Consider the following 16639-nt stretch of genomic DNA (forward strand, 5'->3'; position numbering starts at 1 on the left):
AACCATTATTTACAAGTGCACCAATAATACAAAGTATTTTTATCTCCATCATATCATCATTCTACAAAACAACTCCTTCTCATTACTCAACCCAATCAGTTAATCAAAACTTAAAACATCCTTCATAACTTGCCACCAATAAAAAAACATTTTTCACAGAAATATACACTGACAAAACTATTATTCTAAAAAGCCAACAATCACACAAAAGAATAAATAATCATCTAATCAGCCATACTCCCTGCTCCTCATTTCCGTTTCATATTACAAATTATATCAAGTCAATTATTAGAATTTATAGCAAAAAATTATCATTTTTTTGACCTACTTACAACATCGCTTTTATATTAAAGCTCATCTAAATCACATTTAAACCAACACAAAAACAAATTCACTCGATTTCACAAATGTTTTAAACAAAAAAAAGTCCCAATATAAATTGGGACTTTAAAATATAATTATTGAATATTATTTCAATTTCTTCTTGATAGCCACTTCATGGTATGCTTCAATAACATCTCTTTCCTCGATGTCGTTGTAACCTTTGATCTGAATACCACAATCATAACCTTTAGAAACTTCCCTCACATCATCTTTGAAACGTTTCAATGCAACAAGTTCTCCTGTATGCACCACTACTCCATCTCTAATAACTCTAATTTTAGAAGTTCTCATTATTTTACCATCCATCACCATACAACCAGCGATTGAACCCACTTTAGAAATTTTGAAAATCTCACGAATTTCAGCCGTTCCTAAAATCTCTTCTTTCATCTCAGGAGCTAACATTCCTTCCATTGCATCTTTCAAGTCATCGATAGCAGCGTAGATAATAGAATAATAACGGATATCGATCTCTTCTTTATCGGCAAGTTGTCTTGCGTTTCCAGCAGGACGAACATTAAATCCAATGATAATCGCATCAGAAGCAGAAGCCAACATAACGTCAGTTTCAGTAATTGCCCCAACACCTTTATGTATGATATTAATTTGAATTTCTTCTGTAGAAAGTTTAGAGAATGAATCCGACAATGCCTCAACAGATCCATCAACGTCTCCTTTAAGGATCACGTTCAATTCTTTAAACTGACCAAGAGCAATACGACGACCAATTTCGTCAAGCGTAATATGTCTTTGTGTACGTACAGATTGCTCACGCATTAACTGAGAACGCTTAGATGCAATTTGTTTTGCTTCTTTTTCATCTTCAAAAACATTGAACTTATCACCTGCAGTAGCTGCACCATCCAAACCTAAAACAGATACCGGAGTTGAAGGACCTGCTTCCAAAACCGTATGCCCTCTTTCATCATGCATGGCTTTAATTTTACCATGATGTTTTCCAGCCAACATATAATCCCCAATTTTAAGTGTTCCGTGCTGAACCAGGATAGTCGAAACATATCCTTTTCCTTTATCTAAGAAAGCCTCAACAACAGTTCCCTGTGCTGCTTTATTCGGGTTTGATTTTAAATCTAAAATCTCCGCCTCTAATAACACTTTTTCTAATAATTCTTTAACACCTAATCCTGTTTTTGCAGAAATATCATGCGATTGGATTTTTCCTCCCCAATCTTCTACAAGTAAATTCATACTTGCTAATCTTTCTTTTATTTTCTCCGGATTGGCATTTGGCTTATCCACCTTATTAATAGCGAAGATAATTGGTACTCCAGCAGCTTGTGCGTGAGAAATTGCCTCTTTTGTTTGTGGCATGATATCATCATCCGCAGCAATTACAATAATTGCGATATCCGTAACCTGAGCTCCACGTGCACGCATCGCGGTAAACGCCTCGTGACCCGGTGTATCTAAGAACGCAATCTTTTGACCATTATCTAAAGTTACTCCGTATGCCCCAATATGCTGTGTAATACCTCCAGACTCACCAGCGATAACATTTTCTTTACGGATATAATCCAGTAAAGATGTTTTACCGTGATCGACGTGACCCATTACAGTAACAATTGGTGCCCTCACCACTAAATCTTCTTCTTTATCAGCGACTACCTCAATAGCCTCTTCGATATCAACTGTAATAAACTCAACTTCGTAACCAAATTCATCTGCTACGATTGTTAATGTTTCAGCATCTAAACGTTGATTCATGGTAACCATGATACCAAGAGACATACAAGTTCCAATTACTTTAGTAATCGGCACATCCATCATGATTGCAATTTCACCTACAGTAACAAACTCAGTAACTTTAATAGTTTTACTTCCTTCATCAAGTGCCCTTTGCTCTTCATCAGATTTCTGACGGTGCGTATCTCTTTTATCTCTTCTGTATTTAGCTGCTTTTGATTTCCCGCCTTTACCCTGAAGTTTTTCAAGAGTTTCTCTAATTTGGTTTTTTACTTCCTCTTCAGTAGGCTCAACTTTAGCAACAATTGCAGGACGGTTTCCTTTTACAAAACCAGGCCTTGCACTTCTGTTTGCATTAAAGCCTCCACCACCAGTATTTGGTGTAATCTTATTAGGATTTGGAGTTCCCGGTGCATGTGTAGCCGGTTTTGGCGCACCCGGAGTTCCCGGTTTAGGCGCAATTCTTTTACGCTTATTTTTATTAGCGTTGTTTCCGGCTCCCGGAGCTCCTGGTTTATTAGGAGTTATCTTTGGATCTTCTTTCTTTTTCTTAGGTTTATTAAATTGAGACAAATCAATTGTCTGACCTGTAAGAGTGGTTCCAGATAATTTTTGATATTGTGTAGTGATAGTCTCCTCAGCAGTTGCAGGATCCGTTGAAACAACTGGTTCTTGCGCCACTTTTGGAGCTTCTACTTTTACTTCTTTTTTCTCTGTAATAATAGGTTTTTCCACCTTTTTCTCTTCAGAAACTACAGGAGCCACAGGCTCAGGCTGTACAATTTCTTTTTGAACAGGTTGAACAGGTTTTTCTGGTTGAGCTGGAGCAACAACAACTTTCGGCTCTTCAACTTTAGCCGGCTCCTCAACAGGAGGAGAAACAACTGCAGGTTTCTTCGGATTTAAATCAATTTTACCAACTTGAACAGGAGCAGTTACAACAGCTCTCGCTTTTATAATCTCTTGTTGTTTTTGACGTTCCTCGTCTTGTCTGCGTTTGTCTTCAATTTCTTTTTCACGTTCTACACGCAAAGCTTCTTTTTCTTTTCTTTTCTCTTCCCCCACTTCTTTAGAAGCTTCTTTGTTCCCCTTATCGCCCGCAAATTGGCTTTGTAGGATATTAAATTCGCTATCAGAAATTTTCGCATTCGGATTTGCATCAATAGCAATTCCCTTATCTTTTAGATAATCAACAGCTCTTTCTAACGAAATATTTAATTCCCTTAAAACCTTGTTTATTCTTATTACTCTCTCTTCAGACATATAACCTTTTTATTATTACCTTTTTCGTTGTGTTGTTAGAGCAGATAACTAGCTATCAAACTCTTCTTTTAGTATTTTCATAACATCAAGAATAGTTTCCTCTTCTAAATCTGTTCTTCTTACTAAATCTTCTACTTCTTGCTTTAAGATACTTCTAGCTGTATCTAAACCAATTTTTGCAAATTCCTCGATAACCCAGCCTTCAATTTCATCTGAAAACTCTGTTAATTCAACGTCATCATCTTCGCCACTAGCAACATCACCTTCTCTGATAACATCTAGCTCGTAACCTGTTAGCTGACCCGCTAATTTTATATTATGACCACCTCTACCAATTGCTTTAGAAACTTCTTCTAATTTCAAGAATACTTCAGCTCTTTTATTTTCTTCATCAATTTTGATTGAAGAAACTTTTGCAGGGCTTAATGCTCTTGTAATAAACAATTGAATATTACTTGTATAGTTGATAACGTCAATATTTTCGTTTCCTAACTCACGTACAATTCCGTGAATACGAGATCCTTTCATACCAACACAAGCTCCAACCGGATCAATTCTATCATCATAAGAATCCACAGCTACTTTTGCTTTTTCACCTGGAATACGCACTACATTTTTAACTGTAATTAAACCGTCAAAAACTTCCGGAATTTCTTGTTCAAATAATTTCTCCAAAAACTTCTCAGAAGTTCTGGACATAATAATTTGAGGTTTATTTCCTTTCAATTCAACGCTTTCAATGATTCCACGAACATTATCTCCTTTACGGAAAAAGTCAGATGGAATTTGTTTTTCTTTTGGAAGCACAATTTCATTTCCTTCATCATCCACCAAAATTACAACTCTTGGGCGAACATGGTGCACTTCTGCAGTATAAATATCACCAATAATATCTTTAAATTGTTTATAAAGATTCGTATTATCGTGTTCGTGAATTTTAGATATCAAGTTTTGACGCAAAGCTAATATAGCTCTTCTTCCCAGATCAATCAATTTAACCTCTTCAGAAACCTCTTCACCAATTTCAAAATCCGCTTCGATCATTCTTGCTTCAGTCAAGGTAATTTCTTCGTTCTCAAAATCCAGATCTTCATCAGCAACGATCACTCTTCTTCTCCAAATCTCCATATCACCTTTATCAGGATTTATAATGATGTCAAAGTTATCATCAGAACCGTATTTTTTCTTCAATGCATTTCTAAACACATCCTCTAAAATTGCCATAAGCGTTACACGATCAATAAGTTTATTATCTTTAAACTCTGAGAATGAATCGATTAATGCTAAATTTTCCATGCGAATTCTTTAATTAAAATGTTACTGTAACAATTGCCTCTTTAATTTCTGTATAAGGTATTTGTTGCTCTTTTTGAACTGTTTCTTTTCCTTTTCCTACTTTTTTCGGTTCTCTTGCTTTCCAAGACAAAATTATAAAAACATCGTTAGCTTCCACTAATTCTGCTTCAATTTTTTCATTATTTGTAGTAACAATCAATGTTCTACCAATATTTTTGATGTATTGCCTTATCATTTTCAATGGTGATCCTACTCCAACCGATGCTACTTCAAGCGAAAAATCCTGTTCTTCACGATCCAGATTATTCTCGATCGCACGACTCACATCAATGCAATCCTGCAACGCCACTCCATTATCCCCGTCTAAACCTACACTAATTTTGAAAGAGTCTGAAATAGACAGATCAATCAAAAAAATTGATGGCTTTTCCAAAAGAGCCTCCGCTATTAATCCGTTTACTTTTTCTTTAAATGTCATAATTTTATAAAAAGAGGGGACACTTAGTCCCCTCATTATTTAGATTTTAATAAATAACGGTGCAAATATAGTGTTTTTTTTATAAATCAAAATAAATAGATTGCTCTAAAAATAATTCTTACCTTTATGAGAGCATTAATTCAACAGAATTTCACTTTATTTAATACCAAAAACATGAAACGAATTCTAGTACCTACGGATTTCTCTGAACATGCAGAAAACGCCTTAAAAGCCGCTGCACAAATTGCCACAAAAAACAACTCCGAAATTATCATCCTGCACATGCTTGAATTACCAAGCCAAATGAATGATGCCGTATTGGGAGGCGCAAGTATTCCGGAAACCATGCTTTTCATAAAAAAAGCCAACGAAACGCTGGACGAAATTTCATCACGACCTTATCTGAATGGAATACCAGTAATCGAAATTGTAAAAATGGACAAGCCAATTCACGGCATCTCGCAAGTAAGCAAAGATTACGATATTGATCTTATTCTAATGGGATCACACGGTTCTTCCGGCATTGAAGAGCTATTAATTGGCTCCAATACCGAAAAAGTGGTCCGTAATTCTGAAATTCCGGTTTTAGTTATAAAAAAAGACATTTCTAATTTTAATGCGACCAATATTGTATTTGCATCTGATTTCTCAGCCGAAACAAAAAAACCTTTCAAAAAGCTTTTAAACTTCACTAAATCCTTCGAATCAAAATTACATTTGGTTACAGTTTGCACACCAAACAGCTTCAAACCAACTCACGTTGCAGAAAAAGCAATGACCAATTTCGCAAACGAATTTAACCTTACAAATTACACAACAAATATCTACAATGACACCAACATAGAGAAAGGGATTATCAACTTTTCAAACAGTATAGACGCAGATATTATCGGAATGTGCACGCATGGAAGAACTGGTTTTGCCCACTTTTTCAACGGCAGTATAAGCGAAGGCCTGGTCAATCACTCCGTAAAGCCTGTTATAACATTTAAAATTTAAAAACACTTTCACTCAAGTTTCATCACACAAAACCTCTCCATCGAGAGGTTTTTTTTTATAGATCACAAATACATCTCTTTTATTAGAAAATAATTCTTAATGAGCTTTCCAACAAAGTCACATTGAGCTTTTCAACAAAGCCAACAACCTTCTTAATCCGGATCTTTGTCAAATAAAATTCTTAAACATTACAACATGAAAACAATAGACAAAATTTACATTAACGGAGAATTTATCACTCCACAAGGAACAGAGTACTTTAATCTCATAAGCCCAACAACAAATAAAAAACTAGGAAAAGTACTTTTAGGAAATCAAAAAGACGCACAAAACGCTATAGCCGCAGCGAAAGAAGCTTTTAAAACTTTCTCTAAAACCACAACAGAGGAAAGAATTCAATATTTACAAAACATCAAAGTTGCTATCGAAAAAAGAAAAAGCGAATTCATCGATGTAATGGTCGAAGAATACGGAGGAACACTTCAATTCGCAACAATGAGCTATGACTTTATGCTAAAAGGCTTCGACTCCATCATTGATCTACTAAACACTTACGATTTTACCAAAATCATGGGAGAATCTGAAGTACAAATGACACCACTTGGCGTAGTTGGAATTATAATCCCATGGAACTCAAGCAATGGTTTTATCTGCAGCAAACTATCCACCGCAATAGCAGCAGGATGCACCTCCGTAATAAAACCAAGCGAAATGAGCGCACAACAAACACAATTAATTAGCGAATGCCTGCACGAAGCCGGTTTACCAAAAGGAGTTTTTAATATTGTTAACGGACTAGGAGAAATAGTTGGAGCAGAAATAAGCCGTAATCCGGATATTTCAAAAATTTCTTTTACAGGATCTACAAATGTTGGAAAAATAATCGCAAAAGAAGCCGTAGAAACCATGAAACGTGTCACCCTGGAACTTGGAGGAAAGTCACCTAACATCATTCTTGACGATGCAAATTTAAACCAAGCAATTCCACTTGCCTTAATTGCTGCTTATATGAATAACGGACAAGCATGCATTGCAGGAACCAGATTACTAGTTCCGGAGAACAGCCTGAACAAAGTAAAAGAACTCGTAAAAGAAATAGTAACAAAAACAATCGTTGGCGACCCAAAAAACGCAACAACAGCAGTTGGACCAATGGTCAACACAAAACAATACGAACGCGTTCAAAGCTACATTCAGATTGGCATTAATGAAGGAGCAGAAATACTAATTGGAGGATTAGGAAAACCGGAAGGATTAGAAGAAGGAAATTTTGTAAAACCAACTGTTTTCATAAATGTAAATAATCAAATGCGAATTGCAAGAGAAGAAATCTTCGGCCCTGTTTTATCTATTATAACATACAAAACAGAAGAAGAAGCCATCGAAATTGCCAATGACACCACTTACGGATTACAAGCTTATGTAAGCTCATCAGACGAAAAAAGAGCCCATAAAGTTGCTTCACAAATAAACGCAGGACGTGTACAAATAAACGGAATTGGCCATGATCCAATGGCTCCTTTTGGAGGATTCAAACAATCAGGAATTGGCCGCGAATTTGGCACGATTGGACTCGAAGCCTATCTTGAGCCAAAAGCCTTGATTAAATAAACAAGCACAATAAAATCCGTAAAATCTTACCCAAAGATTTTACGGATCTTTTAGTAAATTTACACTATGACAACAAAAACAACAAAACCAAAGATACTCTACTCCTGCTATTTTGCCCGTAGCCACAAAGGAGAACATTTCATACCGGAACACGTGTTTAGCTATCAGATTTCCGGAGAAATGATCGCTTCTGACAGCAAGAATACCTACATTTCAAAAGAAGGTGATTTTCGTTTTAGCAAAAGAAATCATTTAGCCAAATTTGTCAAAATCCCACCCGAAGGAGGCGAATTCAAAACCATATCACTTTTCTTAGATCAGAAAATCCTGCATGAAATAAGCACCGAATACGATTTTAAAATCAACAAAAGATCAGATTCTAAAGCCATGATTTCATTAGCCGCAAATGCGCTTTATAAATCCTTCATGGAATCACTTATATCTTACCTGGAAGTAGAACAAGAAAACAACGAAGCTTTATTCAATTTAAAAATAAAAGAAGCCGTACATCTTTTACTTAAAGTAAATCCCGAATTAAAAGATATTTTATTTGATTTTAACGAACCCGGCAAAATCGACCTGGAAGCTTTCATGAATAAGAATTTTCATTTCAATGTTCATCTTACTCGTTTTGCTTATCTCACCGGCAGAAGTTTAGCCACTTTTAAAAGAGATTTTCAAAAAGTATTCGAAGAAGCACCCGGAAAATGGCTACTAAATAAAAGACTACAAGAAGCCTATTATTTAATCAATCAGGGAAAATCTCCATCAGAAGTTTACACAGGAGTTGGTTTTGAAGATTTATCCCATTTCTCCTTTTCATTTAAGAAAAAATTCGGAGTCGCTCCCTCCTCTTTACTCACAAAATAACAATTCAGAAATCAGAGAATCCAAAAAACCAAATCCAAAATTTATCGCATAAAAAAAGCCTCTCGACTGAGAGGCTTTTTTTGTTGGTCTACAAGGACTCGAACCTTGAAAGACTGCACCAAAAACAGTTGTGTTACCATTACACCATAGACCAGTAAAAGCGGTTAAGCGAGCGCAAACTTAAAACTTTTTTTTAGTTTGCGCAAATTTTTTTTGCATAAAAAAAGCCTCTCGATTGAGAGGCTTTTTTGTTGGTCTACAAGGACTCGAACCTTGAAAGACTGCACCAAAAACAGTTGTGTTACCATTACACCATAGACCAGTAAAAGCGGTTAAGCGAGTGCAAATTTAAAGCTTTTTTTAGTTTGCACAAACTTTTTGATAAAAAAAAATCATTTTTTTTCATTTTTTCTTCATCAAAACCCATAATAATTTCACAAGTATTTCACAAACAACACATTACTTTAACCAAATACTTTTATAGAATTTTTTGTTAATGCACGTTTCTTTAAACAAAAAAACATTTTCTTTGTAAGATTAAAAACATACAAAATTTTAACACCTAAATATGGCACAATTCAATTTCAATAAATGGAATACAATTATTGGTTGGTTTGCATTTGCAATCGCTTTAATTACCTATACATTAACTGTCGAACCTACTATGAGCTTTTGGGATTGTGGCGAATACATTGCCACAGCCGCTAAACTAGAAGTTGGTCACCCACCCGGAGCTCCTTTGTTCCAGATGATGGGCGCATTTTTTGCCATGTTTGCTATTGATGCACAACATGTTGCTGTAATGGTCAACATGATGTCTGTTTTCTCAAGTGCCTTTACCATTCTGTTTATGTTTTGGTCCTCTTCTATGATTTTGAAAAAAATTGTTGGACGTTTTTCAGAAATCAATCAAAACAATTCAATTGTTATATTAGGAAGTTCTTTTGTTGGAGCGCTAGCTTATACTTTCTCTGACAGTTTCTGGTTTAATGCAGTGGAAGCCGAAGTTTATGCAATGGCATCTTTATTAATTGCATTACTTTTCTGGCTAGGCCTTCGTTGGGAACAAGACATGGATAAACCTAAAGGAAATAAATGGTTGTTAATTATTTCACTTGTTATCGGACTTTCATTTGGAGTTCACTTTATGGCTTTGTTAACCATACCATCAATAGGATTTCTGTATTACTTTAAACATTATGAAAAAGTTACCATTAAAAACTTTCTTATTGCCAATGTTGCCGTAATTGGTATTTTGTTGTTTATTTTCATTTTATTACTACCGTTAACAATGGCAGCATTTGCTGATACTGAGGTTTTCATGGTAAATAATTTTGGACTACCTTTTAACTCCGGAACCATATTTGTTGCACTACTCTTAGTTGCTTTCTTCTATTTTGGTCTAAAATACACCAAACAAAAAGGACTCATTTTCTATAATACCATAATACTTTGCATCTTATTTATTTTCATAGGTTTCTCAACCTGGATGATGCTACCTGTTCGCGCTAATGCCAACCCTGTAATCAACGAGAATAAACCATCAGATGCTGCAGAGGTATTAGCATACTATAATCGTGAACAATATGGAGTAAATCCTTTATTCTACGGACCTCAATACACAGAAGTTTTTGCCGGTCTTGATGCAAAAAATCCGTATTCAGACAAAAAACCCAATTACGAAAGAGATTATAAAACGGGCAAATACATCATTACCAATAATTTTAAAAATGCCAGTCAAAATACTGATGATAATCAAAAAGCATTTTTACCAAGAATGTGGAGCACTGAAACAGGACACATTCAAAACTATATCAGCTTTACAAATCCTCCTAAATTCAAGATAAATCCTAATTATGATTACGAACAGGATTTAGGGAAATACGGAATTGATGCAAGTCAGTTAAGCGAAGAAGAATATAACAAAGCAACTGCGCAATTGCGTAATGAAGTTGAAAAAACAGTTTCTGAATTCAGAAAAGCTTACGCGCAAAAACAAATTGACAACGAAGGCTACGTTAAATTCTTAAAAAGCTATGGCGATTATTTAATTATCGAAAAACCATCAGCTGTTGACAATTTCAGTTTTATGTTCGAATACCAATTTGGATATATGTACTGGAGGTATTTGATGTGGAATTTCGTTGGACGCCAAAGTGATGTTCAGGGGAAATATGATAATCTGGACGGAAACTGGATTAGCGGAATCAAAGTACTTGACTCCTTACATCTTGGCTCTCAAGATAATTTACCATCAGATGTCTTAAACAATAAAGGAAGAAATGTTTACTTTTTCCTGCCTTTCATTTTAGGGGTTATCGGAATAATGTATCACGCCAATAAAGATCTTAAAAGCTTTTATGTGCTTCTGGCTTTGTTTTTATTTACCGGAATTGCATTGAAAATATACCTGAACGAGCGACCTTTCGAACCTCGAGAAAGAGATTATGCACTTGTAGGATCCTTTTATGTATTTGCAATCTGGATAGGCTTTGGAGTTTATTCGCTGTACGAAAGCATCCAGAAATATATTGCACCTAAAATTGCCGGCCCAGTTATTATTGCCGCAAGTTTATTAGCTGCTCCTGTTTTAATGGCTTCTCAAAACTGGGATGACCACGACAGATCAGGAAGATATACTGCCGTAGCAATGGCTAAAGCTTATTTGAATTCCTGCGATAAAAATGCCATTTTATTCACCATTGGGGACAATGACACTTTCCCGCTATGGTATGCTCAGGAAATTGAAGGCATCAGAACCGATGTTAAAATTGTAAATACAAGTTTATTTATGACAGATTGGTATATCGATCAAATGAAAGCAAAGGCATACGAATCTGATCCTTTACCAATATCTTTCACACACGATCAGTATGTGGGTGATAACCTGGATTATGTAGCTCACATTCCTAAAATTGAAACACGTTGGAATATTATTGATTTTATTGATTTTATTAAAAATCCAAAATCAACTGTAGGTTTACAAAACGGGCAAACCATTCATTTTTATCCAACCAATAAAATCAGGGTTAACGTTGATAAAGATATTATCATCAAAAACAAAGTCGTTAATCCAAAATACAACGATTCTATTGTTCCTTATATGGATATTGACATCAAAGGAAGCGCATTGTACAAAAACCGCTTAATGATGCTGGACATATTAGCCAACAACAACTGGAAAAGACCTATTTACTTTAGTGGAGGCGCTTTTGACGATGAAGACTACTTATGGCTAAAAGATTACCTGCAGTTAGACGGAATGGTTTACAAATTAGTACCTATCAAAAACAAACCTTCAAAAGATGGCGGACCAATGGATATGGGCCAAATTGATGCCGATAAAATGTACGACATTGTAATGAAATGGGATTGGGGTAATAGTGATAGCGATAAAATTTATCATGATCCGGAAACCAGAAGAAACAGCATCACCTACCGTACAAATTTATCCCGTTTAATGGATCAGCTTATCGCAGAAGGCAAAATTGATAAAGCGAAGAATATTATCAACTTAGCGATGACAAAAATGCCTTTAGACAAATTTGGCTACTATTCGCTTGTAGAACCATTTGCAGGGGGATACTATAAAGTTGGAGAAACCGCTAAAGCCCATGATTTGCTAAACAAACTGGTTCAGAAATATAAAGAAGACCTTAACTACTATGCGACATTAACGCCTGGCGACCAAACAGACTTAGCAATTGATATTATTACTGATATTGAGCGATACAGAAGTTTATTGCAAGTTATGAAAGACAATAATGATCTTGCTTTCTATGAGAAACACAAAGTAACATTTAATACTTATGTAAATGTTTTCGAGCGTTTTGGGAGAGAAAAAGAATAATATACGAAAAACATAGCAATTAAAAAAATGCAGCGCGATTTGATAAATAGCGCTGCATTTTTTATTTTTACATATCTGTAAATCAATTTAAAATGAGCTTTTACTGGGTAAAAACAAATTCATTCATCAAAAGGGTATTTTCTAAATATTGTTGGGACATCCCAAACAACGAAAAGAAAATATACCTCACTTTTGATGATGGCCCAACTCCGGAGATCACAGATTGGGTTTTATCTGAATTGAGAAAATTTGATGCAAAAGCTACATTCTTCTGTATTGGCAAAAACATAAAAGCCAATCTATCTTTATTCGAAAAGTTAATTACCGAAGGACATTCGATAGGAAATCATACCATGAACCATGTTAATGGATGGAAAAGCAACAACAACGACTATATTGAAAATGTAAAGAATTGTGCTGCTGTTCTGGAAGAAGAAAAGACATGCAACCTCATATTTCGCCCTCCTTATGGTAAGATAAAAAAAGCACAATCTAAGATCCTACGAAAATTAGGATACAAAATCATCATGTGGGATGTTTTAAGCGCAGACTTTGATCAGAGCATTACTCCAGAAAAGTGTCTTGAAAACGTTACAAAAAACGTAAAATCCGGAAGCGTAATTGTATTTCATGACAGTATTAAGGCTTCTCCAAATTTAAAATTTGCCTTGCCTAAAACTTTACACTTCTTAAAGGAAAACGGATATACATTTGATATTATTCATTAAACAACATCAACAAAGAAGAAGTAATTTATAAATCGAATTGCTCCTGGACAATTCCGATAATTGTATTAGCATCCAACTCACCCGATTGTCTCCAGATCATTTGCCCTTCTTTATAAATCATCAAAGTAGGAAGTCCTTTGATGCGTAATGCTTCTGCTAATTCCTGATTTTTATCCACATCAATTTTAATCACTTTGGCTTTATCGCCTAGCGCAGCCGCAACATCCTTAATAACAGGATGCATCGATACAGATGATTCGTTCCAATCTGTGTAAAAATCAATTAACACTGGAACCTGAGCATTTATAAGTTCTCCAAATTTTGACATAAAACCAAAAATTTAATTCTTTTTTATTCTGTTAAAAAGAGATAATGATATACAAATGTAGCATTTTTAACGAATTAAGCCACATTGTTCCCTTTTTTTAGTTCAATCACTGTTATTTCGGGCATAATACCCACTCTTCCAGGATAAGCATGAAAACCAAACCCTCTGTTTACATATACATATCGGCCCACATTTTCATATAATCCAGCCCATTGTTTGTAAATATATTGCGCAAGACTCCATTTAAAATACCCTGGAATTTCTATTCCAAATTGCATTCCATGCGTATGACCTGCTAATGTTAAATGAAAGTTTTTAGGATGATTTTTAATCTCATATTCCCAATGACTCGGATCATGACTCATTAGCACCTTAAAATCGTCCTGATGCACGTTTTGAGAAGCTTTATTTAAATCTCCTGCTTTTTTAAAATTCTGTCCCCAGTTTTCTACTCCAATTAGCGCAATTTTATCATCGCCTTTTTGAATATAAGTATGTTCGTTTAATAAAAGCTCAAAACCAATTTGTCCGTAAAGATTTTTAATCGCCGCGAAATTCTCGTCTTTTTCTTTTTCAGAAGGCCACGTCACATATTCGCCATAATCATGGTTTCCCAAAACGGAAAATTTCCCATATTTATATTGTTTTATTCTATTGAAAGTCTCCAGCCAAGGATACATTTCTTTAGCATGAGTATTTACAATATCTCCTGTAAACAAAATCATATCGGCCTCTTGCTCATTTATCAAATCAATTGCATAATTTATCTTTTCCGGATTATCAAAACTTCCGCTATGAACGTCTGAGATCTGAGTAATTTTAAAACCATCAAAAGCATCCGGTAAATCAGGAAAATATATTGTTTGCCTAAAAACTTTAAAATTATACTTGCCTTCAAAAATTCCGTAAATCAAAGATAAAAAAGGAACAGCAGCTAAACCTAATGCAATCTGACTCACAAACTTTCGTCTGTTTGGCATCATTTCTGAACGAGAAGCATTGTACATAAAATAATTCAGGATACTTGCCCCTATTCTAAAAATATCTTCTCCAAACATCACAAGTGTTAAAACTATTTTCGGAACATAGACCAACAACATCAACCCCATTGTAAACATGGTTTGCTTGGTTTGCCCAACTGAACGATCAAACTGTGTAAAAGAGTAAATGATAAAAATTAAAAGCAGTACACTTATAATTTGGTAACTCACCAAAACCCATCTTAATTTAATTAAAGTACGGAAGGCCTGGTAAGAATAGAACTCAATAAACAAAAAAAGAGCACATAGCATTAAAAAACGTAATATCATTATTTATAGTTTTAAACAAAGTAACAAAGAATGGAAATTGTATGGCTTTCTATTATCAAAAATTTAACTCAAATAACAGCAAAAAGCTGATAGATTTCTCTACCAGCTTTTCTCTACCAAATTTTTTTAAAACCTTTATAATCCACAACACAGTTTACATTCGTAAACTTATGTCGTTTTATTTTTTAGCTTCTGGTTTTGCTGCTTCAGCTTTTACTTCCGCTTTTTTAGCTTTTTTGTCTGCTTTTTTCTCTTTTTTAGGAGCTTTTGCTTCTTTTGCCGGAGTTGTTTGTGCTGGAGTTGTTTGAGCGCTTACCATTGCAGTTGTTCCTAAAACAGCTACTGCTAACATTACTAATTTTTTCATGATTGTTGTTTTTATGATTATTATTTTGATTTATTTATACCTCAAATGTATATCTGTTAAATGAAGATTAAATGAAGATTGAGCTACTAGAAAAAAATTAACATTTAATTGTGTTTTAATGCTTCCGGAAACAATAAAACAAAGGTTGTACCTTCATTTATCTTTGAAGTAACTTTTATTTCGATATGATGAAAAGAAGCTATACTATCTGCAATTGCAAGCCCTAAGCCTTGCCCATCCTGATCTGAACTGATTCTGGCAAAGCGATTGAAAATCTTTTCTATCTGAGAAGCATTCATTCCAATACCGGAATCGCTTATCGAAATAAAATAATTGCTCTCTAAAAAACCATCTGTAATCTCAATGCTTCCTTTTGGCTTATTGTATTTTATAGCATTGGTTACCAAATTATAAATTAGAATATGAATGAGCGTTTTATTTCCTGTAAAAACAAAATCATGCTCCATTTTATTCAAAAACTGAATTTCTCTATCTTCAATCCTGTCTTGCAAATCCTCCTGAAGATCCGTAACAAGCTCATGAAAATTAACACATTCATTTGCTTCATACTGATTGTTCTCGATTCTCGAAATCAGCAATAAATTATTGATGATTTTCTTGAGCATATCGAGTGTTCTTAGTGAACCCGCAATTTTATCAAAAGCATTATCATCTAAAGAATCATTTTGAAGCAGGTTCTCGAACTTGTTTTTAAGCAAAGCAATTGGCGTAAGCAATTCATGAGAAACATTCGAAATAAATTGTTTTTCTTTTTTGAAAAGTTCTGCTATACGATCCATCATCTGATTCAAAACAAAATCAAGTTCTCTAAAATCCCTTGATCTTGCCTTTATGGGCGTATGATCAAAAGCTTCCGGTTCGTTGACCCGCCTTATTTTTGTATCAATAATTTTATAAAAGGGCTTCAGCAAATATTCGATATAAAAAGTATCTGCCAAAAAAGTGATCAAAAGAATGACTACAAAAACAATTATAATAAAAAACCGAATAATAAAAGTAAGATCTTTTACCTCGCCAAGGTTACTTCCTATTTCCAGCTGATAGCCCTGATTATCGAACGTAAAATGATATTGCAGGATTCTGTACTCATTTTCTTCGCCTTCAATAATGCGATATTCATTGGTAAAAATATCCTTCTTCTGATTTGGTTTTACCGGAGATTTTGAAAGCACCAAAAACTCACTGTGCAGTGTAGAAAATTGTGAATACGTTTCTGTTGAATCATCTGAATTTTCGATAAAATCATTAATTTCATTTCGATCTAAATGATCAATAAATTTCTTCTTTTTTTCCAGCAATCCATTATTGATATGTCTGTAGACCACATCCTGAACCAAAATTGGCAACATTAACCACAGAATCAAAATTACCAACAATCTTGTCAGCGCATTAAAAATAGCCAACTGGTGTTTTATCTTCACAATACTTCT

Annotated in this window: 12 protein-coding genes and 2 tRNA genes; 5 read left to right on the forward strand and 9 right to left on the reverse strand. The window is 34.6% G+C overall.

Going from position 1 to position 16639, the window contains the following annotated elements; all coding sequences use genetic code 11:
* Window positions 1-468: 468 nt before the first annotated feature.
* Genes infB through rimP form a run of 3 tightly spaced genes read right to left on the reverse strand, consistent with a single transcriptional unit; the run spans window position 469 to window position 5125 of the window.
* Complete coding sequence (gene infB / locus ACQY44_RS09585; RefSeq protein WP_428230144.1) at window positions 469-3351, reverse strand: translation initiation factor IF-2; 2883 nt, start codon at window positions 3349-3351, stop codon at window positions 469-471.
* A gap of 48 nt (window positions 3352-3399) precedes the next feature.
* On the reverse strand, window positions 3400-4647 hold the full coding sequence (gene nusA / locus ACQY44_RS09590) for a transcription termination factor NusA (protein ID WP_041516381.1): 1248 nt from the start codon (window positions 4645-4647) through the stop codon (window positions 3400-3402).
* Window positions 4648-4660: 13 nt separating this feature from the next.
* Window positions 4661-5125, reverse strand: a complete 465-nt coding sequence (rimP, locus tag ACQY44_RS09595) for a ribosome assembly cofactor RimP (protein WP_428230145.1) — start codon at window positions 5123-5125, stop codon at window positions 4661-4663.
* Window positions 5126-5299: 174 nt separating this feature from the next.
* On the opposite strand from rimP, the gene ACQY44_RS09600 reads away from it, so the two are divergent.
* From ACQY44_RS09600 to ACQY44_RS09610, 3 genes are all read left to right on the forward strand, one after another.
* On the forward strand, window positions 5300-6124 hold the full coding sequence (locus ACQY44_RS09600) for a universal stress protein (protein ID WP_428230146.1): 825 nt from the start codon (window positions 5300-5302) through the stop codon (window positions 6122-6124).
* 195 nt (window positions 6125-6319) lie between these two features.
* On the forward strand, window positions 6320-7735 hold the full coding sequence (locus tag ACQY44_RS09605) for an aldehyde dehydrogenase family protein (protein ID WP_428230147.1): 1416 nt from the start codon (window positions 6320-6322) through the stop codon (window positions 7733-7735).
* A 66-nt stretch (window positions 7736-7801) separates the two neighbouring features.
* Window positions 7802-8605 carry a helix-turn-helix domain-containing protein gene (locus tag ACQY44_RS09610; protein WP_428230148.1) on the forward strand — a complete coding sequence of 268 codons (804 nt, stop codon included), beginning with the start codon at window positions 7802-7804 and terminating at the stop codon, window positions 8603-8605.
* Window positions 8606-8688: 83 nt separating this feature from the next.
* Here the strand turns inward: ACQY44_RS09610 and ACQY44_RS09615 are convergent.
* Both ACQY44_RS09615 and ACQY44_RS09620 read right to left on the reverse strand, forming a co-directional pair.
* Window positions 8689-8759 (reverse strand) — tRNA-Gln (locus ACQY44_RS09615).
* A gap of 97 nt (window positions 8760-8856) precedes the next feature.
* Window positions 8857-8927: transfer RNA gene (locus ACQY44_RS09620), tRNA-Gln, on the reverse strand.
* A 246-nt stretch (window positions 8928-9173) separates the two neighbouring features.
* Here ACQY44_RS09620 and ACQY44_RS09625 point away from each other — a divergent pair.
* Together ACQY44_RS09625 and ACQY44_RS09630 are read left to right on the forward strand one after the other, a co-directional pair.
* Window positions 9174-12455 (forward strand): glycosyltransferase family 117 protein, encoded by a 3282-nt coding sequence (locus ACQY44_RS09625; protein ID WP_428230149.1) that lies wholly within the window; start codon window positions 9174-9176, stop codon window positions 12453-12455.
* Between the two features lie 92 nt (window positions 12456-12547).
* The gene (locus tag ACQY44_RS09630) at window positions 12548-13183 is read left to right on the forward strand and encodes a polysaccharide deacetylase family protein (RefSeq protein ID WP_428230150.1); all 636 of its coding nucleotides are present in this window, start codon (window positions 12548-12550) and stop codon (window positions 13181-13183) included.
* 25 nt (window positions 13184-13208) lie between these two features.
* Here ACQY44_RS09630 and ACQY44_RS09635 read toward each other — a convergent pair whose 3' ends face one another.
* The 4 genes from ACQY44_RS09635 to ACQY44_RS09650 all read right to left on the reverse strand — a co-directional run bounded on the left by ACQY44_RS09635 (window position 13209) and on the right by ACQY44_RS09650 (window position 16630).
* Window positions 13209-13511 (reverse strand): thioredoxin family protein, encoded by a 303-nt coding sequence (locus ACQY44_RS09635; protein WP_271337669.1) that lies wholly within the window; start codon window positions 13509-13511, stop codon window positions 13209-13211.
* Between the two features lie 74 nt (window positions 13512-13585).
* Window positions 13586-14821, reverse strand: a complete 1236-nt coding sequence (locus ACQY44_RS09640; protein WP_428230151.1) for a metallophosphoesterase — start codon at window positions 14819-14821, stop codon at window positions 13586-13588.
* 178 nt (window positions 14822-14999) lie between these two features.
* On the reverse strand, window positions 15000-15188 hold the full coding sequence (locus ACQY44_RS09645; protein WP_065448131.1) for a hypothetical protein: 189 nt from the start codon (window positions 15186-15188) through the stop codon (window positions 15000-15002).
* A gap of 104 nt (window positions 15189-15292) precedes the next feature.
* On the reverse strand, window positions 15293-16630 hold the full coding sequence (locus ACQY44_RS09650) for a sensor histidine kinase (protein WP_428230152.1): 1338 nt from the start codon (window positions 16628-16630) through the stop codon (window positions 15293-15295).
* Between the last annotated feature and the right edge of the window lie 9 nt (window positions 16631-16639).

The sequence above is a fragment of the Flavobacterium sp. genome, assembly GCF_965277525.1.
GTDB lineage: Bacteria > Bacteroidota > Bacteroidia > Flavobacteriales > Flavobacteriaceae > Flavobacterium.

Excerpts from the sequence above, each read along its gene's own strand:
- infB (WP_428230144.1), bottom strand. The coding sequence starts at position 3,351 with ATGTCTGAAGAGAGAGTAATAAGAATAAACAAGGTTTTAAGGGAATTA.
- nusA (WP_041516381.1), bottom strand. The coding sequence starts at position 4,647 with ATGGAAAATTTAGCATTAATCGATTCATTCTCAGAGTTTAAAGATAAT.
- rimP (WP_428230145.1), bottom strand. The coding sequence starts at position 5,125 with ATGACATTTAAAGAAAAAGTAAACGGATTAATAGCGGAGGCTCTTTTG.
- ACQY44_RS09600 (WP_428230146.1), top strand. The coding sequence starts at position 5,300 with ATGAAACGAATTCTAGTACCTACGGATTTCTCTGAACATGCAGAAAAC.
- ACQY44_RS09605 (WP_428230147.1), top strand. The coding sequence starts at position 6,320 with ATGAAAACAATAGACAAAATTTACATTAACGGAGAATTTATCACTCCA.
- ACQY44_RS09610 (WP_428230148.1), top strand. The coding sequence starts at position 7,802 with ATGACAACAAAAACAACAAAACCAAAGATACTCTACTCCTGCTATTTT.
- ACQY44_RS09625 (WP_428230149.1), top strand. The coding sequence starts at position 9,174 with ATGGCACAATTCAATTTCAATAAATGGAATACAATTATTGGTTGGTTT.
- ACQY44_RS09630 (WP_428230150.1), top strand. The coding sequence starts at position 12,548 with ATGAGCTTTTACTGGGTAAAAACAAATTCATTCATCAAAAGGGTATTT.
- ACQY44_RS09635 (WP_271337669.1), bottom strand. The coding sequence starts at position 13,511 with ATGTCAAAATTTGGAGAACTTATAAATGCTCAGGTTCCAGTGTTAATT.
- ACQY44_RS09640 (WP_428230151.1), bottom strand. The coding sequence starts at position 14,821 with ATGATATTACGTTTTTTAATGCTATGTGCTCTTTTTTTGTTTATTGAG.
- ACQY44_RS09645 (WP_065448131.1), bottom strand. The coding sequence starts at position 15,188 with ATGAAAAAATTAGTAATGTTAGCAGTAGCTGTTTTAGGAACAACTGCA.